The organism is Thermovibrio ruber, from assembly GCF_055380895.1.
On the sequence record NZ_AP042397.1, the window covers coordinates 772,439 to 791,944 of the forward strand.

Annotated in this window: 20 protein-coding genes and 2 tRNA genes; 10 read left to right on the forward strand and 12 right to left on the reverse strand. The window is 45.4% G+C overall.

From position 1 onward, the window contains the following. Positions 1-5: 5 nt before the first annotated feature. From lysS to ACZ424_RS03980, 5 genes are read left to right on the forward strand one after another with little or no spacing between them, the layout of a single operon-like run. Positions 6-1,559 (forward strand): lysine--tRNA ligase, encoded by a 1,554-nt coding sequence (gene lysS / locus ACZ424_RS03960; RefSeq protein WP_464903715.1) that lies wholly within the window; start codon positions 6-8, stop codon positions 1,557-1,559. Next, positions 1,556-2,785 (forward strand): ABC transporter permease, encoded by a 1,230-nt coding sequence (locus ACZ424_RS03965; protein WP_464903716.1) that lies wholly within the window; start codon positions 1,556-1,558, stop codon positions 2,783-2,785. The genes lysS and ACZ424_RS03965 overlap by 4 nt, the downstream gene beginning before the upstream one ends. Further along, the gene (locus tag ACZ424_RS03970; protein ID WP_464903717.1) at positions 2,786-3,304 is read left to right on the forward strand and encodes an N-acetyltransferase; all 519 of its coding nucleotides are present in this window, start codon (positions 2,786-2,788) and stop codon (positions 3,302-3,304) included. Next, entirely contained in the window at positions 3,258-4,481 is a 1,224-nt protein-coding gene (tyrS, locus tag ACZ424_RS03975; RefSeq protein WP_464903718.1) for a tyrosine--tRNA ligase, read from the forward strand. The genes ACZ424_RS03970 and tyrS overlap by 47 nt, the downstream gene beginning before the upstream one ends. Before the next feature lie 6 nt (positions 4,482-4,487). Then, positions 4,488-5,309 (forward strand): YdcF family protein, encoded by an 822-nt coding sequence (locus tag ACZ424_RS03980; RefSeq protein WP_464905209.1) that lies wholly within the window; start codon positions 4,488-4,490, stop codon positions 5,307-5,309. Here the strand turns inward: ACZ424_RS03980 and ACZ424_RS03985 are convergent. Together ACZ424_RS03985 and ACZ424_RS03990 are read right to left on the reverse strand one after the other, a co-directional pair. Continuing rightward, a tRNA-Arg gene (locus tag ACZ424_RS03985) sits at positions 5,268-5,344 on the reverse strand. The two genes, ACZ424_RS03980 and ACZ424_RS03985, sit on opposite strands and share 42 nt — an antisense overlap. A 22-nt stretch (positions 5,345-5,366) precedes the next feature. After that, a tRNA-Pro gene (locus ACZ424_RS03990) sits at positions 5,367-5,444 on the reverse strand. A gap of 75 nt (positions 5,445-5,519) precedes the next feature. Here ACZ424_RS03990 and ACZ424_RS03995 point away from each other — a divergent pair. Both ACZ424_RS03995 and ACZ424_RS04000 read left to right on the forward strand, forming a co-directional pair. Further along, on the forward strand, positions 5,520-6,188 hold the full coding sequence (locus tag ACZ424_RS03995) for a flagellar brake protein (RefSeq protein ID WP_464903719.1): 669 nt from the start codon (positions 5,520-5,522) through the stop codon (positions 6,186-6,188). 2 nt (positions 6,189-6,190) lie between these two features. Beyond that, positions 6,191-6,520, forward strand: coding sequence for a hypothetical protein (locus ACZ424_RS04000; protein ID WP_464903720.1), 330 nt, complete (start codon positions 6,191-6,193; stop codon positions 6,518-6,520). Positions 6,521-6,615: 95 nt separating this feature from the next. Here ACZ424_RS04000 and ACZ424_RS04005 read toward each other — a convergent pair whose 3' ends face one another. The 6 genes from ACZ424_RS04005 to ACZ424_RS04030 are packed head-to-tail and all read right to left on the reverse strand — an operon-like array spanning position 6,616 to position 11,034. Then, positions 6,616-7,812: a methionine adenosyltransferase gene (locus ACZ424_RS04005; RefSeq protein ID WP_464903721.1), complete on the reverse strand. Its 1,197-nt coding sequence runs from the start codon at positions 7,810-7,812 to the stop codon at positions 6,616-6,618. A gap of 49 nt (positions 7,813-7,861) precedes the next feature. Further along, the gene (locus ACZ424_RS04010) at positions 7,862-8,854 is read right to left on the reverse strand and encodes a glycosyltransferase family 9 protein (protein WP_464903722.1); all 993 of its coding nucleotides are present in this window, start codon (positions 8,852-8,854) and stop codon (positions 7,862-7,864) included. 8 nt (positions 8,855-8,862) lie between these two features. Further along, complete coding sequence (locus ACZ424_RS04015) at positions 8,863-9,822, reverse strand: magnesium transporter CorA family protein (protein WP_464903723.1); 960 nt, start codon at positions 9,820-9,822, stop codon at positions 8,863-8,865. Beyond that, positions 9,822-10,343: a ferredoxin domain-containing protein gene (locus tag ACZ424_RS04020; RefSeq protein WP_464903724.1), complete on the reverse strand. Its 522-nt coding sequence runs from the start codon at positions 10,341-10,343 to the stop codon at positions 9,822-9,824. The genes ACZ424_RS04015 and ACZ424_RS04020 overlap by 1 nt, the downstream gene beginning before the upstream one ends. Continuing rightward, positions 10,343-10,543: a hypothetical protein gene (locus ACZ424_RS04025; protein ID WP_464903725.1), complete on the reverse strand. Its 201-nt coding sequence runs from the start codon at positions 10,541-10,543 to the stop codon at positions 10,343-10,345. Before ACZ424_RS04025 ends, ACZ424_RS04020 begins: the two co-directional genes overlap by 1 nt. Before the next feature lie 41 nt (positions 10,544-10,584). Further along, positions 10,585-11,034: a DUF1931 family protein gene (locus ACZ424_RS04030; RefSeq protein WP_464903726.1), complete on the reverse strand. Its 450-nt coding sequence runs from the start codon at positions 11,032-11,034 to the stop codon at positions 10,585-10,587. 97 nt (positions 11,035-11,131) lie between these two features. On the opposite strand from ACZ424_RS04030, the gene purL reads away from it, so the two are divergent. The 3 genes from purL to ACZ424_RS04045 are packed head-to-tail and all read left to right on the forward strand — an operon-like array spanning position 11,132 to position 15,843. Continuing rightward, on the forward strand, positions 11,132-13,357 hold the full coding sequence (gene purL / locus ACZ424_RS04035) for a phosphoribosylformylglycinamidine synthase subunit PurL (RefSeq protein WP_464903727.1): 2,226 nt from the start codon (positions 11,132-11,134) through the stop codon (positions 13,355-13,357). Further along, entirely contained in the window at positions 13,341-14,522 is a 1,182-nt protein-coding gene (locus tag ACZ424_RS04040; protein ID WP_464903728.1) for a sensor histidine kinase, read from the forward strand. Before purL ends, ACZ424_RS04040 begins: the two co-directional genes overlap by 17 nt. After that, a complete protein-coding gene (locus tag ACZ424_RS04045; protein WP_464903729.1) occupies positions 14,503-15,843 on the forward strand; it encodes a sigma-54-dependent transcriptional regulator in 1,341 nt (446 codons plus the stop codon). The genes ACZ424_RS04040 and ACZ424_RS04045 overlap by 20 nt, the downstream gene beginning before the upstream one ends. On the opposite strand, the gene tig is transcribed toward ACZ424_RS04045, so the two are convergent. From tig to ACZ424_RS04065, 4 genes are all read right to left on the reverse strand, one after another. Further along, the gene (tig, locus tag ACZ424_RS04050) at positions 15,840-17,177 is read right to left on the reverse strand and encodes a trigger factor (RefSeq protein ID WP_464903730.1); all 1,338 of its coding nucleotides are present in this window, start codon (positions 17,175-17,177) and stop codon (positions 15,840-15,842) included. The genes ACZ424_RS04045 and tig overlap by 4 nt on opposite strands. Continuing rightward, a complete protein-coding gene (locus tag ACZ424_RS04055; protein WP_464903731.1) occupies positions 17,174-18,385 on the reverse strand; it encodes an argininosuccinate synthase in 1,212 nt (403 codons plus the stop codon). Before ACZ424_RS04055 ends, tig begins: the two co-directional genes overlap by 4 nt. Positions 18,386-18,457: 72 nt before the next feature. Then, a complete protein-coding gene (locus ACZ424_RS04060; RefSeq protein WP_464903732.1) occupies positions 18,458-19,195 on the reverse strand; it encodes a tRNA1(Val) (adenine(37)-N6)-methyltransferase in 738 nt (245 codons plus the stop codon). Beyond that, a complete protein-coding gene (locus tag ACZ424_RS04065; RefSeq protein WP_464903733.1) occupies positions 19,188-19,499 on the reverse strand; it encodes a hypothetical protein in 312 nt (103 codons plus the stop codon). The genes ACZ424_RS04060 and ACZ424_RS04065 overlap by 8 nt, the downstream gene beginning before the upstream one ends. Positions 19,500-19,506: the final 7 nt, after the last annotated feature.

The window sequence follows — 19,506 nt, forward strand, 5'->3', positions numbered from 1 at the left end:
GGAGTATGGCAGAGGAAAAGATTTTAGAGCAGAGAAAGGAGAAGGTTGAGAAGATAAGAGAGCTGGGATTTGAACCTTACGCCTACAGATACGAGGTAAACGCAAAGGCGGGAGAGCTCTTAGAGAAGTTTGGAAAAACAAAGAGTGAAGAGGAGAGGGAGAAAGAGGAGCTCCCAAAAGAGGAGTTCTCACTGGCCGGCCGAATTATGTCTATGAGGATTATGGGTAAAGCCGCCTTCTTCCACATTCAGGATGAGTCCGGCAGGATCCAGTGTTACATAAGAAGGGATACGGTTGGAGCTGACTTTTACAATCAGGTGTTTAAAAAGCTCATAGACATCGGAGACATCGTAGGAGTTAGAGGGACTCTCTTCAGAACGAGGACGGGAGAGCTCACGTTAGAGGTTAAGGAGCTCACTCTACTTACAAAGTCTTTAAGGCCGCTACCTGAGAAATGGCACGGACTGAAGGATACGGAGAAACGCTATCGCCAGAGGTATTTAGACCTAATTGTAAACCCAGAAGTTAGGGAGATATTCAGAGTAAGAACAAAGGTAATAAAGAAAATAAGGGAGTTCTTAGACAGCAGAGGGTTCATGGAGGTTGAGACCCCAATACTCCAGCCCATCGCCTCCGGAGCTGCCGCAAAACCGTTCATTACTCACTACAACGCACTTGACATAAATGTTTACCTACGGATTGCACCGGAACTCTACCTAAAAAGACTCTTAGTCGGAGGATTTGAGAGGGTTTACGAGCTCGGAAAGAACTTCAGGAACGAGGGAATATCTACCCGCCACAACCCGGAATTCACCATGGTTGAGTGGTACATGGCCTACGCCGACTACAACGACCTTATGGAAATGACGGAGGAACTCTTTGAGTTCCTCTTAGATGAAATATTCGGAAAGGGCATCCGCGAGATTGAGTACCAGGGAACAAAACTTTCCTTCAAGAGGCCCTTCAGGAGGATCTCATACCTTGGGGAGCTCTCAAAGAAGACGGGGCTTTCTGAAGAAGAGCTCCTTCACGACGAGGAGAAAGTTCTAAAGGTGGCAAAAGAGGTGGGAATAGAGAGGGCAGAGGAACTTTCCCACTTTAAGAGAGTTCAGGAGCTCTTTGAGGCCTTAGTTGAGCCTGAACTGATTCAGCCAACCTTCGTTATAGACTTCCCAAAGGCCATCTCCCCACTGGCAAAGGAAAAGAGAGGGAACCCGGAGCTCGTTGAGAGGTTTGAGCTCTTTGTGTTCGGAAGGGAAATCGCAAACGCCTATACAGAGCTCAACAACCCGAAAGAGCAGGAAGAGAGGTTCAAACAGCAGCTTGAGGAGAAGGCCAAAGGAGACGAAGAGGCTATGGAGTACGACGCAGACTTCATAACAGCCTTAGAACACGGAATGCCGCCGACTGCCGGAGAGGGAATCGGAATAGACAGGCTCGTGATGCTCTTCACAAACCAAGACTCCATCAGAGAAGTTCTCCTCTTCCCTCAACTCCGTCCCGAAAAGAGGTGCGGAGAGGAGATCTGCGAAATTGAACCGGAGAAGAAAAAAGAATGAACCCGCTTCTAAGGTGGTTAGCCCTTCGGGGAATCAAGCTCCGTAAGGGCTACCTCTCTTTTGCGTTTATCATAGCCGTTTTGGGGGTGGTCGTCGGCGTTGCCGCCCTCATCATCGTTAACTCTGTAATGACGGGATTTCAGGACGCAATAAAGGAGAGGCTCCTCTCTGCAAACGCAGACATCATCGTAATGAGAAACGACGGCCGCCCGTTTTACCGTTACGATTACGCAGAGAGGAAGATAAGGAAGCTAAAGCACGTAGTTGGAACTGAACCTTTCATCTACGTTCCCGTAATGGTGGCAAGCAACTCTGTCTCATCGGCGTCAAGCGGTTCACTAAGAGGGTGCATTCCGGAAAAAGAACCTTCCGTTACAACCATTCCAAAACACCTGATACTCGGAGACTGGGAAATCTTTAAGAGAAGCGAAAGGGGAGTTGTAATCGGGAAACAGCTTGCAGATAACCTTGGAATAACCCTTGGAGATAAGATAAAACTGATATCTCCAATTGGAAGGAAAACCCCTTTTGGAATAATCCCCAGGAGCGTAGCCTACACGGTTGTTGGAATTTTTGAAGTCGGAATGTATCAGTTTGACTCGTCGCTCATCCTTGCACACTTCAAAACGGTTCAGAAAGACTTCGGTTTCGGAGACGTAGCAACGGGAATAATGGTTAAAGTTAATAAACTTGAGAACGTTAAAAGGGTAGAAAAGGAAATAGAAAAAAATTTAGGGAAAAATTACACTGCTGAAGACTGGATTTCACTGAATAAAAGTCTTTTCTCGGCACTTAAACTGGAAAAACTGGCTATGTTCTTAATACTGACGCTTATCGTTATAGTTGCTTCTTTTAATATCTCAAGTCTTTTAATGATGAACGTAAACTCAAGAGCAAAAGATATAGCAATTTTAAAAACTGTAGGTGCTTTTAACGAATTTATTTTAAAGATTTTTGTATTTCAGGGATTCATAATAGGACTAATCGGCACAATTATTGGAGAAATTATAGGAATCTCCGTCTCACTCTTAGGGGAAAAGTTCAAGCTAATTCCGCTTCCACCAGACGTTTACTACATAGACCACTTGCCTTTTAAACTCCACCCGTTAGAATGCTTAATAGCCGCCGTTTCTGCTATTTTAATAAGCGTTGGAGCAACTATTTACCCGGCTCTTAAGGCTGCAAAGACCGACCCCGTTAAAGTTTTAAGAATGGGAGAGGAATAATTGAGGGGAACTATCAGAAAGGCAAAAATAAAAGATGCTGAGGAAATACAGTTCCTAATAAACGAGTACGCAAAATTAGGCCTTATGCTTCCCAGAACTATTCACAGTATTTACGAGAACATACGGGACTTCTGGGTTTACGAAGAGAACGGTAAAGTTCTTGGAGTATGTGCCTTAACAGTTTTCTGGGAGAATTTGGCAGAGGTTAGGTCTTTAGCAGTATCTCCTCAGTACACGAGGAAGGGAATAGGGAGCTCCCTCGTCAAAACTGCCTTAAAAGAAGCACAGGAGCTTGGAATAAACAGGGTTTTCACCCTTACATACCAGGTTGAATTTTTCAAGAAGTTAGGATTTAGAGTGATAGACAAGGAGCTCCTACCCCAGAAAATCTGGAGGGACTGCATAAACTGTGTTAAATTTCCCAACTGCGATGAAACCGCAATGGAGATAATACTTAACGGAGAAGGAGAAGATGAAACCGGAAGAGCAGCTGAAAGTCATAAAGAGAGGAACTGCTGAGATAATAAACGAGGAAGAGCTCTTAGAGAAACTAAAGAGCGGAAGGGAGTTAAGAGTAAAAGCAGGATTTGACCCAACGGCTCCCGACCTACACCTTGGTCATACAGTTCTACTGTGGAAACTGAGGGATTTTCAGGAGCTTGGCCACGAGGTTTACTTTCTCATAGGTGACTTTACTGCAATGATAGGAGATCCAACTGGAAAGAATGAAACGAGGCCACCGCTGACGAGGGAGCAAGTCCTCAAAAACGCAGAAACTTACGCCCAGCAGGTCTTTAAGATACTTGATCCTGAGAAAACTGTAGTCGTTTTCAACAGCGAGTGGCTCGGCTCAATGACGGCTGCAGACCTTATAAAACTCACCTCAAAATACACAGTTGCCAGAATGCTTGAGAGGGACGACTTCTCAAAGCGCTTTAGAGAAGGAAGGCCTATCCACATCCACGAGTTCATCTACCCTCTCCTTCAGGGTTACGACTCAGTTGAGCTCAAGGCAGACGTTGAGCTCGGGGGAACAGATCAGAAGTTCAACCTTCTGGTAGGAAGACATCTTCAGAGGGAGTTTGGGCAGGAAGAGCAGGTCTGCATAATGATGCCCATCCTTGAAGGTTTAGATGGCGTTCAAAAGATGAGTAAGTCTTTGGGCAACTACATAGGAATCTTAGAGCCCCCTGAGGAACAGTTTGGAAAAGTTATGAGGATTTCAGACGAACTGATGTGGCGCTACTACAGGCTGGTTACGAGAGTCCCTGAAGAAGAGATAGAGGAGATGGAGAAAGCAGTTAAGGAAGGAAGGCTCCATCCGATGGAAGCGAAGAAAAAACTTGCTGAGACGATAGTTAAAACCTTCCACGGAGAAGAGGCAGCAAAGAAGGCAAGGGAACACTTTGAGAAAGTCTTTTCAAGGAGGGAGCTCCCCGAAAACCTCCCAGAGCCCAAGGTAAAAGTTCCTGAAAATCCAGTTTGGCTTCCAAGACTTTTAAAAGAAGCGGGACTCGTTTCTTCAACAAGCGAGGGAAGACGCCAGATAAAAGGAGGAGGCGTAAGGGTAAACGGTAAAAAAGTTACAGACGACCAGGTTAAGATAGACGTTTTAAAAGGTGAAGTCATTCTTCAGGTAGGTAAGAGGCGCTTTGCCAAAATAAAACCGGAAAACGTTACAGTAAAGAGTAGCTAACGGAAAATGCTCTTTACCCTCTCAAAAACCATTGGCGCTTTTACAGTTCCTCCCGGCCTTTTCATCCTCCTCCTCTCCCTTTCCCTTTTGCTTTTCCTTTTAAAAAAACACAAAATCGGCACTTTTCTCCTCTCTCTTACGCTTTTCTTTATCTACTTTATCTCAACAGAACCGGGTAAAGACCTGATACTCTCTCCACTTGAGAACGCCTACCCTTACCCGGAGCTTACCAAAGTCAACTGTAGTTACATTATAGTTTTAGGAGGAGGCGAAATTCCACATTCCCCAGCAGAGAACGGGAAGGCATCTGTAAGACCAGATGTTGCCAAAAGGCTCTACGAGGCTTTTAAGCTTTATAAGGAAAAGGGGCTCCCCATCTTAGTTTCCGGTGGAAAAGTCTTCAGGAAAGATAGCGAGAGCGAAGCTGAAGCGATGGCAAGGTTTTTAGAAACCATAGGTGTTCCGGCAAACGAAATAGTGAAAGAGAAAAAAAGCAGAAATACACTAGAAAACGGACTCTTTTCATACAAATTACTCAGAAAAAAAGGAGTTAAAGATATATGCCTCGTTACCTCTGCCTACCATATGCCAAGAAGCGTAACGATATTCAAAAAGGTAGGATTTAAAGTAACGCCAATTCCTGCAGACTACAGGGTTTACAGAACAGGATATGGCTGGTTCTCCTTCATACCAAGGGTTGACTTTCTTCAAGATTCCTTAAATGGTTTCAGAGAATACATTGGAATTCTTTATTTCAAGCTTTTACAGAGAAGGAAGATTCTCAAATGGCGGGCCCGGGAGGATTCGAACCTCCGACCTACGGATTAGAAGTCCGTTGCTCTATCCAGCTGAGCTACGGGCCCAAAAGGAAGGATTATAAGAAAATGGTCGGGGCAGCCCGATTTGAACGGGCGACCTCGTGCTCCCAAGGCACGCGCTCTAACCAAGCTGAGCTATGCCCCGAATTGACGGTATCCTAATTTAGGCAATAGTGTAAAATTTGGCAAGACTCTCTTAATAGAAAGGGGGATTTTAGAAGTGAACGTGAATAAGAGAATAGAGAAGTGGTTTCAAGATATTATAGACAAAAAGGAACCTATAGAGCTCATAAGTTTCTACGAGGAACTCCCTATAAAAGCAAAGATTAAACCCCTTGCTATAGAGGAAAACTCTATCCAGTGGGAAAGTAACCCAAAGCTTAACCTTGCCATAAGTAACTTCGGCAGGGTTTATACCTTTTTCCACGACCCAGCTTATAACAAGAAAAGACCTCTCGTTGCAGACGTTACCTACTACAACGACAAGTTTATAGAAACAACGCACTTTAGACCTTTTGACGAACCAAGGTTTAGAAGGGAATTTCCAAGAGTTACGGTTTCTGAGAAACTACCTATAAAGCTAAGAGTGATTGGTAAAAGTGAAAGACCAAAAGAGTATAGAATAAAGGATGTATCTGAGATGGGTATAGGATTCAGAACTGTTGTAGACCATTTTAAGGTTGGAGACAAGATAAATGTTGAAGTTGAATTTCCCTACGGTCGTTTCCAAATCCCTGCAGAGGTTAGACACGTTGAGGATACTGGGAAGGACAAAATAGTTGGAATAAAGTTTATTAATTTGGATAGCTACAACAGAAACTTACTACACAGGTATGTTGTAGAGAGACAGAGAGAAATACTGAACAACATTAGGATGTTATTAGATTAGTTATGGAACTAAAAAAACTACTCTTAGAGTTAAAAAGCTTATTAGAAGAAGAGAGGGAGCTCCTCCTCTCCTTTCCTTTGAAAGACGTGGATAGGTTTGAAAAAGTTCAGGAGGAGAAAAAGGAGCTCCTTCTAAAAATCTCCTCCTTTGAAAAGGAAAAGGTTGAAATGGAAAGGGAGCTCCTTTTAGAGATACAAAAGCTCAACGCATCCATAACTGCTCTCATTACCAATGGACTCTCTTTCTTTGAAGAGATAGAAAAAGAGCTGTTCGGCCAAAGCCCTACTTACAGGAACAAAAAAAATAACAGCCTATTTAACAAGAAAATCTAAACTACTAACATAAATAATTAAACCAGCACCTCATACTGCGTTTTATCTGAACAAGTGGGATTTAAAGGCGGGAGTGGAGCTCCCGCCGAAAGGGGTTAGTAAACCGTTATCTCTCCGTTTACAAGTCTTCTCCAGATGTCTTTCATTTCAGAGAGCTTTTCGTTAACGATGACTTCCAGCTTAGGCTGGAAAGACTCAACAGGCTGGGAGCTCCTCACTTTCACGTCAACAGCTAAAGGCTGATTTACAGGCTTCCCTATCTGACTAACCATGTATACGTAAGCTTCTTCAATCTCCGGAACTCCTTTTACAACCTCTCTTGCTATTTCGTTGGCCGTTATGTTGTAGAGCTTTCCAACGTGGGTTATTGGATTTTTACCTGCTGCAGCCTCAAGGCTCATAGGCCTGTAAGGAGTAATGAGGCCGTTTACTCTGTTTCCTCTTCCAACTTCTCCGTCGTCTCCTGCCTCCGCAGAAGTTCCGGTAACTGTAATGTAAACGTTTGCATTCTCTATATCGTCACCGGTGTTTATATCAACCTCAACTTCTCTGTTTGTAAACCTCTTGGCAACGTCTAAAGCTGTCTTTCTCACGTTTTCTCTTTTCTCTACGTAGTCGTCAATGTCTTTAACAAACCTGTCTACAAAGGCACAGGCAATTGTTATCTTTATCTTCTCTCCGATTCTAACGCCCATTACCTTAATGTCTTCTCCGACTTCTGGGTGAACTTTCTTAAACTCCTTGTCATTAAGCCTCTTCTCAATGTGGTAAACGACGCTCTCAAGGTCGTCAAAAGGAGCATATCCGACGCCGAAGGAAGTATCGTTTGAAAGGGGCAATCCCTCCTTCAGCTGCCTCATGTATATGTCAACAAGGTCAACGGAACCCGGCCTTATGTATGTATAAATCCTGACGTGCTTCTCTGGGTCTATGGCGTGTATGTTTTCTTTTAACCACTCCTTGGCGCTCTCAACAGCTACTTCGTCAACAGGAATTTTTACTCCCTTATACTCCTTTATCGCTCTACCTGAGAGGAATATCTCTATAGACTCTTTTATCTCTCCTCCTCCAAACTTCGGGAGGGCACTACCTCCAACAAGAAGGTTCTTGTCTACGTTGTGGTGGAGAACAAATCCAAATTTTTCGTAGTAGAACTTACAGAGTTCCGCAGAGAGCTTCTCGGCAAGGGCATCGCAGATCGTATCGGGATGTCCCAGCCCTTTCCTTTCAACGATTTCAATCTCCTGAACGTTTACAGGCTGGGTATCAAGCGGAGTTACTCTAACGTTCATTTAACTGCCTCCCGTATCAGTTGTTTAGGTGAAGGAAATATACCACCTTTTAAGTGGCCGATAAAAGTCTATCTGCTTTCTCTATCACAAGCTCCGGTTTAAGGTCTACCATACATCTGAAGTGGCCTTCAGGACACGCTTTCCCGCCGTGAAGACCGCAGGGGCGACACTTAAGTTTTTTCAGCTCTACAACATCACCCTTGCCATAGGGGAAAAAGCCGAAAGCAGGAACCGTGGCCCCGTAAATTTCAACAACCGGAGTTTTTACAGAGACGGCGACATGAACGGGAGAGGAATCGTTGGAAATGACAAGCTCGGCTCCCTTTATAACTGCGAAGAACTCCCTCAAGGTGGTTTTTCCGCAGAGGTTAAGAGCCACCTTTCCAGAAGATTCCCAAGCCTTTTCACAGTAAGGGTAATCAGACCTTGAACCGACTATTACAAGCCCATAACCCTTTTTGTAGAAATGTTTTATTACCTTGCCATAGTATTCCGGAAGCCACGCTTTAGTAGGCCATACAGAGCCGGGAGCTACAACTATGTAGGGTTTTTTCAGGTCAAATTTCCGAAGGGTTGTTTCAACCTCTTCTTCTTTAACGGGGAGCTCCGGTTCACTGTCGTAAACTACAGGAAATTTCTTTTCCAAAGGCTTTAAAAGTGAAAGGTTCCTTTCAATTTCGTGAAGGCCTTCCTTAAAACGGTGGGGAACTGTATCTGTATAGAGGAAAGAAAAACCCGCCCTGTCAAATCCTATTCTCTTTGGAATTTGAGAGAGGAAGAGGGTAATTGAAGCTCTGTGGGAACGGTGGGGGGAAAGGGCAACGTCAAACGAATAACTCCTTAAAATTTTGGAGAGGGAGAAGGGAGAGGGCTTAGAAACGGGAATCGGTTTTATGAAGTCAAAACCTTTAAAAACCTCTTCAAAACCTTTTCTCAAAACGAGATAAACCTGACAGCCAAAAGTTTTGTAAATTGACTTTAAAAGTGGAGAGGTGAGAATAAGGTCTCCCAAAAAGGCAGTCTGGTAGACAAGAACTTTCAAAGCTCTCCCTAAATCCAGTTTTTCCGCCTAAAGTAGTAGAGAAGACTCAAGCTGATAAGAAGCATAAAGAAGGATATAATAACTACTCCGTAGGGATTTGAGGCTAAGGGAAGGTTTTGAACGTTCATTCCGTAGTAAGAGGTAACGAACATAATAGGTTCAAGAACGGCAACGAAAATGGTTAGGGTTTTCATTATGTCGTTGAGCTTAAAGTTAACAAGTGAGGAGAAGACGTTTAAGACGTTCTGAATAAACTCATGTAGTGTTTCAGCCCTGTCATAGAGGATGCTGATTTCATCTAAAAGGTCTCTGAAGTAGTGGACGTTTTCGGGATTTGCAAACTTCCCTGAGAAGGACATGGCAAACCGGTAGGTTTCTCTTATCTGTTTGAGAGTTCTCCTTAAAGCCAGAATCTCGTATGAGAGGTCTGAGATGTCCTCAAGGAGCTCCGGGCTCTGCTCCTTAAAGACCTTTGCTTCTATCTCGTCTGATTGGTCTTCTAAAAGATCTGTAACGTATTTAAATTTATCGGTTATCAAGGAAGATATTATCCAAACTATCTTCTCTACTCCCTCTTCAAAAGGCTCTTCCTCAAGCATTAAATCTTTCTTTGCCTCCTCAAAGAGCCTCCGACTTCCAATCGTCAGGACAAAGTCCTCTCCCCAGAAAAGACAGAGTTTCTTCTGCCGGCTTATGCCTCCGTCAAAGTAGATGAGAAGCATAAAGAGATAATCTTCAAAGAACTCTGCTTTAGACCTTGCCTCCGACTTACAGTCCTCTATGGAAAGCTCGTTTACGCTAAACTCCTCTGACAGGAGCTCCTCTACAGCCTCGTCCAAACGCCTAAAGTGTATCCAGAGGGGTTTTTTCTTTAAGAGGTCTCTGTTTTCAATTAGTGAAGATACGGGAGCAGCTACGGTAGTAATGGTCTCTCCGGAAGGAACAACTATCCAAGCTATGTTTTCCATTAAGGCTTCCTGTCAAAGAATATGTTTTTACCGGAAACGGAAAGGGGTATTCCGTAGCCAAGCTTTATTTTACCCGGAACGAACCCTCCGATGATAGCCGCCTTCCCAAAAGAGAACATTACTCTGTTGTCTAAATTGTTCTCTGAAGCCAACTTTACGGCCGAACCTATGGCTATACCCAAGTCTCCAACTGCATAGGCACAGTAAGCCCCAGCTGCAGCAGACTTTTCGCAGTTTTCAAAACCACAGAAACCGCAAAACGGCACTCCCCTCGGCTTAACCTCCGTCCCTATGAAGACAACGAGTAACGAATCCCTTACGTTCTTTGCATCCCTTACGAAGAAGGGAATTCCTTTCTCCTTTCCGATTTTCTCCATTAAGTCAGATACTTTTTCCTTTTCTTCGCCTTCAAAAATTTTGGTGTAAAGAAGGTTTATCCCCTTTCCCTTTGGAGCCGTTATTGCACTGCAGCACATAAGCTCTGCAACAGTCTTTACTGCCGAGTAGTAGGGAAATTCCATTACCCCTCCAGAGCTCCCTCAAGCTCCTTAATTGCCTTTTCTGGGTCTAAACGGTGAGCTTCAAATACTTCTCTTAGGGTTTCCTCCTTGAAGCCTTCACAATATATACACTCCTCTATTAGCTCGTAGAGTTTATTTTTTAGCTGCGGAAACTTATCTAAACACTCCTTTAGGGTCATGTCTAAAGTCGGTTTTTCCAACACGGCCTCCTTAAATAATTGGGGGAGAGCTCCCCCAAGAACTACATGGTAAGGTCTAAAATTCTTACAGCCCTTTCAATGTCCTCACTTGAAGGCTGTCTGCAAGCCGGGTCAACCTCTTTCATAATCCTTGCAAGGATGTAGAGGAGCGTTCCAACTATTTCTGGTAGTCTCTTCTCAAGCTCGGCCTCAAGAGGGTACTTAAGGGGCGGCTTTGTTGCGAGGAAGTCTAAAACGTCTTGGAGCGGGAGCTCCTCCTCAAGCTCTCTAAACTTCTGCATAGACTCAAAGAAACCCTTTGTAAGAGGAACGTCACACTCCCAGATAACCTCTCTGTTGTTGAACTTTGCGTTCCTCTCTCCGATAAGGAGAAGGTCGTAGAGCTTCTTCTCTACGATGTCTGTAATCTCCTTGGCCTTGTTCTTGTCAATGTCAAGACCTGCAGCTTTCCTCATAAGAGCTTCAAGCTTTGCAAATCCTACTACTGCCATCACTCCCTCCTGTGCTTTTTCTAGTGGAGAATTTAAGTTTAAAGCCTCTCAAATTCAATCGTATAATACGTTAACACAACAGTTTTGGGGAGTATTAATGGACAGGAAGGTTATAGAGCAGCACGTTACTTGGGAAGAGTATGAGAGGATAGTGGAGCTCCTTGGAAGAGAACCGAACTTGGTTGAGCTCGGAATATTCTCTGCGATGTGGTCTGAACACTGCTCATACAAGTCCTCAAGGCCACACCTTAAGAAATTCCCAACGGAAGCCCCCTGGGTTGTTCAGGGACCTGGAGAGAACGCAGGAATCATAATGGTTGACGAGGAAACCCAAACCTGCGCAGCCTTTAAGGTTGAATCCCACAATCACCCCTCTTACATTGAGCCGTTCCACGGAGCAGCAACGGGAGTTGGGGGAATACTGAGGGACGTCTTTACGATGGGTGCAAGGCCTGTTGCCTGTATGGACTCTTTAAGGTTTGGAGAGCTTCACGACCCTAAGATGAGGTACGTAACGAAAGGGGTCGTTTCAGGGATAAGCCACTACGGAAACTGCGTCGGAGTCCCGACTGTCGGCGGAGAGGTCTACTTTGACTCCTGTTACCAAACGAACCCGCTGGTAAATGCCTTCGCCCTGGGAATTGTAAAGAAGGACAAGATCTTCTACGCAAGGGCTGCAGGGGTCGGAAATCCCGTTATCTACGTTGGAGCGAAAACTGGAAGGGATGGAATCCACGGAGCTACTATGGCCTCCGAGGAGTTCTCTTCTGAGGAGGAAGTTGAGAAAAAGGTAAATGTTCAGGTAGGCGACCCGTTTATGGAAAAACTTCTCATAGAAGCCTGTCTTGAGGCAATGGAGAAGGAGGGAATCGTTGCCATTCAGGACATGGGAGCTGCGGGATTAACCTCCTCTTCCGTTGAGATGGCTTCCCGTGGAGGGGTTGGAGTCGTTCTCTACTTAGACAAAGTTCCCACGAGGGAAGAGGGAATGACTCCATACGAAATAATGCTCTCAGAGTCTCAGGAGAGGATGTTGGTCGTATGTGAAAGGGGAAAGGAAAATGAGATTATGGAGGTCTTTAGAAAGTGGGGGCTTGACGCAACAGTAATAGGAGAGGTTATTGAAGAACCCGTCCTAAAACTCTACTGGCACGGAAATGTTGTTGCAGAGCTCCCCATCAAAGCCTTAACCGACGAAGCTCCCGTTTACTATCGTCAGTTTAGAGTTCCCAAGTATATCCTGGAAAACAGGAACTATGACCAGAACACGATCCCTGAACCTGAAGACTACAACAAAGTTGTAAAGGAGCTCCTCTCCTCCCCGACGATTGCCAGCAAGAGGTGGATCTGGGAGCAGTACGACCACATGGTTCAGATAAACACTGTCGTTTATCCTGGCTCAGACGCAGCCGTTTTAAGGGTTAAGGGAACAAGGAGAGGAATCGCCATAAGCAGCGACTGTAACTCACGATACTGTTACCTGAACCCTTACGAGGGAGGGAAGATCGCCGTTGCAGAGGCGGCAAGGAACGTTGCATGTTCCGGAGCTCTCCCCAGGGCTATTACAGACTGTTTGAACTTTGGAAGCCCCGAAGACCCGGAGATTATGTGGCAGTTTGTTAAGGCAACCGACGGAATGGCAGACGCCTGCAGGGTTTTAGAGACCCCAGTAGTAAGCGGAAACGTGAGCTTCTACAATGAGACAAAGACAGAGGAGGGAAAGAGGGCTGTCTTCCCGACTCCGACTGTCGTCTGCGTCGGAGTCCTTGAGGACGTAGAGAAGAGAATGACCTCTTACTTTAAAGACGAGGGAGACGTTATTATCCTGCTGGGAGAGAACACCGGAAACGTTTCAGGCTCAGAGTATCAGAAGTTAAGGATAGGTGAGTTTAAAGGAACTGGTCAGAGCATAGACCTTGCCTTTGAGAGGACACTTCAGAGATCTCTCCTTGAAGCCATCTCAAATGGAGTGATAAAACACGCCCACGACGTTTCCGAAGGAGGACTGGCAGTTAACCTGTTTGAGTCCTCTTTTGAGAGGGAGTTAGGATTTGAGGTTGAACTTGACGACGAGATAAGGAGCGACTTCCTGCTCTTCGGTGAAGACCAGAGCAAAGTAGTAATTTCGGTCTCTCCGGAAAAGGTTAACGAGGTTTTAGATTTCTTTGAGAAGAAAACCGTTCCTGCAAAGGTTATAGGAAGGGTATCGGGAGAAAGAGGTATCATCAGACACAGAGGAAAAGAGCTCGTAAACCTTTCCGTTAAAGAGATAAAAGGAATCTATGAAACTGCTTTAGAGAAGGAGCTTGGACTACAGGGTTAGCTCTCCGTTTGAGAAACTTCAGCTCATATACAAAGTTGGCCGGCTCTCCTTCTCCGCCGGCCTCTTGGTTCTATTGCTCTCCATCTACTCAATAAACAGAGCAATTATTGACAAGTACTCCCTCGTTGTCCTTGCCATCTACACAGTTGTAAGCACAGTTCTATTTGTAACGGGGAAGAGAGCTCTCCTCTTTGAGTTCCTGTTAGACGAGCTATTTCTGTTTCTGCTGGTGATAAAAGGAGCCTTCTCCTACGGATTCTTCTCAATATTTCTCCTCTTTCCCATTCTCTTTGCGTCACTTTTCCTCAACAGGGAACAGAGCTTAGCGGCAATGGTCGTAGCCCTTTTCTTACAGCTCATCTACTTTGCTTTCAGCTCCGGCAGTTTCAGTATTGAGAACCTAATCCAGTTCTTCCTCAACGGAACGGGGCTTATCCTCATCACCGTTTTGGGTCAGAAGATAAAGGAAAAGCTTGAAAGTCAGGAGAACTACCTGTCTGAGCTAAAGAAACTCCAAGAGGAAACAGCCTTCTACAAGAGGCTCTACGAGATAAGCGCAAACCTTGCCCACGAGCTAAAAAACCCGCTGGCCTCAATAAAGGGAGCAGTGGAGCTCCTTAAGGAAGGCCACAGAAACGAAAGGTTACTAAAAATTGTTTTAGACGAAACAGAGAGACTCGACTCAATAATTAAAAACTTCCTCAATATAGCAAGACCTATACCGGCTGAAAAGACGAAAGTAAACATAAAAAGCCTTGTTGAAGAGGTGTGTAGGAAGTTCAACGAAAAGGAGTGCACAGTTGAAGGGGAAGAGGTAGAGGCGACAGTTGAACCTAAAAGTTTTCTCTCTGCAGTTGACAACCTGATAAGGAACGCAGTCTACTGGGCAGAAAAAAAGGTAAGGGTATCTTTAAGGGAGAAAAACGGCTGGGTTGAGATAACCGTTGAAGACGATGGCCCCGGAATACCCGAAGATGAATGGGAGAGGGTCTTTGAGCCCTTCTTCTCAAAGAGGAAGGACGGTTCTGGCCTTGGGCTTTCAGTCGTAAAGAAGTTTGCAGTTGAGCACGGCGGGTTTGTCTTCATAAAGAGAAGTTCTCTTGGAGGAGCTTCGTTTACCTTAAGAGTACCTAAGGAGCCGGAAGATGAGAGCTCTAATCCTTGAAGACGAGAGTTCTCTGAGGGAGATACTCTCAATAGTCCTCTCAGAGTTTGATTACGAAATAGACGAGGCTGAAAACCTGAAAGAGGGAATGGAGAAAGTCGGGCAGGAAGAATACGACCTAATACTGGCAGACCTTAGGCTTCCCGACGGCTCCGGAATGGAGCTCGTTAGAAAGGTTAAGAAGGAAAAACCTGAAACGGAAGTGATAATCATAACGGCCTTCGCGTCAACTGAGACCATAAAAGAGGCCTTTGATTTAGGAGTCTACGACTACGTAGAAAAGCCCTTCAAGTTAGAGGACTTGAAGCTGATATTGAGAAATGTTACAGACAAAATAAAACTTAAACGGAAGCAGACCCAGGAAATACCGGAGATAATCGGGAAGTCTAAAGCCGTTGAGAAACTGAAAGAGACGATAAAAAAGGTTGCCCCGTACGACGTAAACGTTCTGATTTTAGGGGAAAGCGGTAGCGGAAAAGAACTCGTAGCCAAGGCCATTCACACTTTAAGCCCCCGGAGGAAAAGTTCTTTCGTTGCAATAAACTGTGCGGCGCTACCGCCGGAGCTCCTTGAGAGCGAGCTCTTCGGCTACAAGAAAGGGGCATTTACAGGAGCAGTTTCAGACAAGAAAGGTTTAATTGAGAAGGCAAACGGCGGAACTCTCTTTTTAGACGAGATTGGAGACATGCCTCTCTCTCTTCAGGCAAAGCTCTTAAGGTTCCTTGAAACCAAAAGGTTTATTCCCTTAGGCTCAACGGAGGAGAAGGAAGTTGACGTTCGAGTGGTTGCTGCAACTAACAAGAACCTGAAGGAAGAGATTAAGAAAGGAAACTTCAGGGAAGACCTCTACTACAGGCTTGCAACGATAGTCATTGAAGTTCCCCCACTGAGGGAGAGGAGGGAGGACATACCCCTCTTGGTTGAGTTCTTCGCAAGGGAGTTCGGAAAGAAATACGGAAAGGAGATAAGGAGAATATCAAAAGGGTTTATAAACTACCTGATGAGCCTGCCCCTTGAGGGGAACGTGAGGGAGCTCCGGAACATCGTTGAGAGGGAGGTAATCCTCTCCGAAGGTGAAATACTGGGAAGCGGCTACTCTTCTACAGGTGAAAAGGAGAATTTAAAAGAGGTTGAGATACCTGAAGAGGGGATAAACTTAAAAGAGCTCCTTTCCCAGATTGAGAAGGAATACCTGTTTAAAGCCCTTGAGTTGGCCGGAGGGAAGAAGACTAAGGCTGCCAAACTGTTAGGACTTACCCTCAGAGAATTTAGATACAGGCTTGATAAATACTCCCCCCAGAAGGGGGGAGAGGAAGGTTAACCCTCTTCCTTTTCTTCTGACTTTTCAGTTTCTTCCGCTTTCTTCTCTTCTTCAGAGGCCATTACCTCTTCAATCTCTGCAAGCTCAATGAGCCTGTCTAAGGCCTTCTGTCTCAAAATGTCTTGCTTAACCATCTCAACAAGCCCCTTCTCTTCAAGGGACTGCCTTGCCTGAACGTAGTCTCCACCAAAGGCTGCATCTGCGAGTTTTTGGATCTCCTTATCAAGGTCTTCGTCTGTAACCTCTATCCCCTCAAGCTCTGCAACCTTCTCAAGGAGAAGCTTAACCCTAACGGTCTTCTCCGCAGCTGGCCTAACCATCTCAACGATAGCTTCAGGGTTCAGCTGCTGAACGTTCACGCCGATCTGAGCAAGCCTGTTAATCTGGTTCTGGGCCTGTGCCCTAATCTCAAGATCAAGCATTGAAGGGGGAACAGGAACACTTACTTTCTTGAGGAGTTCCTCAACAATTTGGTCTTCTACCTCTTCCTGTTCCCTTATGGTCTCGGCAGTCTCAAGGTCTTCCATTATCTTCTTCTTCATGTCCTCAAGGTTTTCAAATCCAAACCTTTTGGCAAACTCGTCGTCTACCTCAGGAAGTTTTTTCTCCTTAACGGACTTGACCTTAAACTTAACCTTTACTTTCTTACCCTTTGCCTCTCCATATTTTTCGTCCTCAGGAGCTGTAAACTCAACCTCTCCTTCCTCTCCAGCTTTCTTACCGAGGACCTCTTTCTCAACCTCAGGCCAGAGCTGGTTCTGACCCAAAATGACGGAGACACTTCCTTTGTGAACGTTCTCGTCTCCCTCAACTTGGGTTTCATACTCAATGTCAACTAAGTCTCCCTCTTTTACCTCTCTGTCAACCTCCTCCCAGGTTGCAGCTTGGTTCCTGAGTCCTTCAATGACCTTCTCAACGTCTTTTTCAGAGAGCTCCCTCTTAACCCTCTTGACCTTTATTCCCTTATAGTCCTCCAGCTTAAGGTCTATCTCGGGCTTAACCTCAAGGAGAAGAACAACTTTTAGCTCGTTATTATTAAGGTCTAAGTCGTAGGACTCAACGGCCGGGTCGCTGATGAGCTTCAGGTTCTCCTTATCAACGACCTCCGCAAGTTTAACAGGAATGTAGCTCCTTAGGAGAGCTCCCTTTATGTCGTCCTCGTAAAACTTCTTAATAACGGAAGCTGGAGCCTTCCCAGGCCTGAACCCAGGGACTTTAGCCCTCTTTCCGATTTCCCTACAAACTGTTTCCACCTCTCTCTTTACCTCTTCAGGCTCCCCTTCAATAGTAAGCCTGTAAATTACGTCTCCCTGTTTCTCAAGCTGGTATTTCATCTTTCCCCTCCTTTCTTCCTGACTCTTCCCATAACTTTCAGCGGCAGGCTCCACACTTTTGTAAAGGCCGCTCCTGCTTTATGGTCAAATGCGTCTTTCGGGCTGTAAGTAGCCAAGTCCTCAGAGTAAAGGGAGTTAGGAGATTTCCTACCTACAACCTGAGCGCTTCCCTTGTAGAGCTTAAACCTCACGGTTCCTGTAACCGACTTTGCAATCTCGTTGTTAAATGCATCTAAGGCTTCCCTTAACGGAGTAAACCACAGGGCCTCGTAAACGGCCTCTGCGTATGGGTGTTTAACGTGGCTCTGCTTGTAGTGGTATGTGAACCTGTCAAGAACTAAGCTCTCAAGCTCATCGTAAGCCCTGATTAGAAGGAGACCTGCAGGGGACTCGTAGACCTCCCTTGACTTAATTCCAACGAGCCTGTTCTCAACCATGTCTATACGGCCATAGCCGTGCTTACCTACAATCTCGTTTAAGTCCCAGATGAGCCTCCAGAGTTCCTCATACCTCTTCCCGTTAACGGCAACGGGGGTTCCCTCTTCAAACTCTATCTCAACGTATTCAGGGGTATCTGGAGCTCTTTCCGGAGAAACTGTTAAAACGAAGGCGTCCTCTGGGGGTTCAGTGTAAGGGTCTTCAAGTGGACCGGCCTCAATAGCAACTCCCCAAAGGTTCCTGTCGTAGGAGTAGGGTTTCTCCTTTGTTGCGACAACGGGAATTCCGTGCTTCTGGGCGTACTCTATCTCCTCTTCCCTTGACTTAAACTCCCACTCCCTTACTGGAGCTAAGACTTCAATGTCCGGGTCTAAAGCCCAAACGGAAGCCTCAAACCTTACCTGGTCGTTTCCCTTTCCAGTTGAGCCGTGGGCAACGTAGTCGGCTCCTACCTTGTGGGCAACCTCTACCAACTTCTTGGCAATTAAAGGCCTTGAGAGGGCACTAATGAGAGTGTACTTGCCCTCGTAGAGAGCTCCTGCCCTCATAAGGGGCACACAGTACTCCCTTGCAAACTCCTCTTTTATGTCGTCAACTATTGCCTCAACTGCTCCAGAGGCCTTAGCTTTTTCCGGAATCTCAGTTAGCTCCTCTCCCTGCCCAACGTCTGCTGTGTAAGTGATTACTTCGTAACCTCTGTCTGTTAACCACCTAACGATTACTGAAGTATCAAGTCCTCCAGAGTAGGCAAGGACCACTCTCTTTCCCACGTTCTCCTCCAAATAGGCTCAGGTTCGTGGAATTTTAGACCATTTTGTTTTTAAGTTCAAAAATGGGAAAAGTTAACTTAGAAAATTGGCGTATTTCTCTTCAACTTCCTCCGTATAAACCCTGCTACTACAGTCCTTGTAGACAACCAGAGGAGACTCAACTGTTATTCCCTTTCCTCCTCCCTTTACAGCCTCCAAGAGGAACAGGTTTGCACTTTTACCGGGACATGGGTAGATAAACCTCAACCTCTTAGGCTCAAGCTTCCTGTCCCTTAAAAGGTAAACGGCGTCAACGAAACGGTGAACGGGAAGGAGCAAGTAGAACCTCCCCCTGTTTTTCAGGAGGTACCTTGCAGCGTCAACAAAGTCTGAAAGGGTTGCTGAAATTTCCTGTCTCGCATAGGCTTTCAGTTTGCCTTCTGGAACGTCTCCGGTTCCAACCTCTATAAAGGGTGGGTTGCTTACAACAACGTCAAAAGAAGAAGGTTTAAAGCGGCTTTTTACGTCTTTAACGTTCAAAGTAACGGCACAGAACCTGTCTAAAACCCCGTTTATTTCAGCGTTTTTTAGTGAGAGCTCTATATTCTCCGGCAGAACATCAACTCCAACAGCTGTAAGTTTCGGGTATTTAAGGAGGAGAAGAATGGGAATAACTCCACAGCCCGTTCCGAGGTCTATCAGCCTCTCCCTTCCCTTTACCCTTACGAAGTCTGTAAGTAAAAAGGTGTCGGTCCCGAACCTAAAGCCCTCTTTAAACTGGTAGAACCGACACCTATCACTCAAGAACGTTGAAAGGTCAACCCTATCCACAGAGTCTCCTCTTGAGAGACTCTACATACTTCTTAACCTGCTCAACCCACCTTAAAAAGTCGTTTGTGTCGTCAAAGTAATAGTTTGCAACATCTCCAACCACGTGCTCAAAGTCGGCCGGTCTGTTCTTTAGGAAAGTTTCAATCTCCTCAAGAAGTTTCTCAGCAGTTTGGCAGTCCCTTACCTCCTCCCTAACGATGTCCCAGTCAGACTTTCCCTCCTCAACTCCATAGGAGAAGGTTGCAAGGAGGGAGTAGAAGAACGGGTATCTCTCCTCAAACTGTTTCTCCTTCTCGTAGTTCACGCTCTCC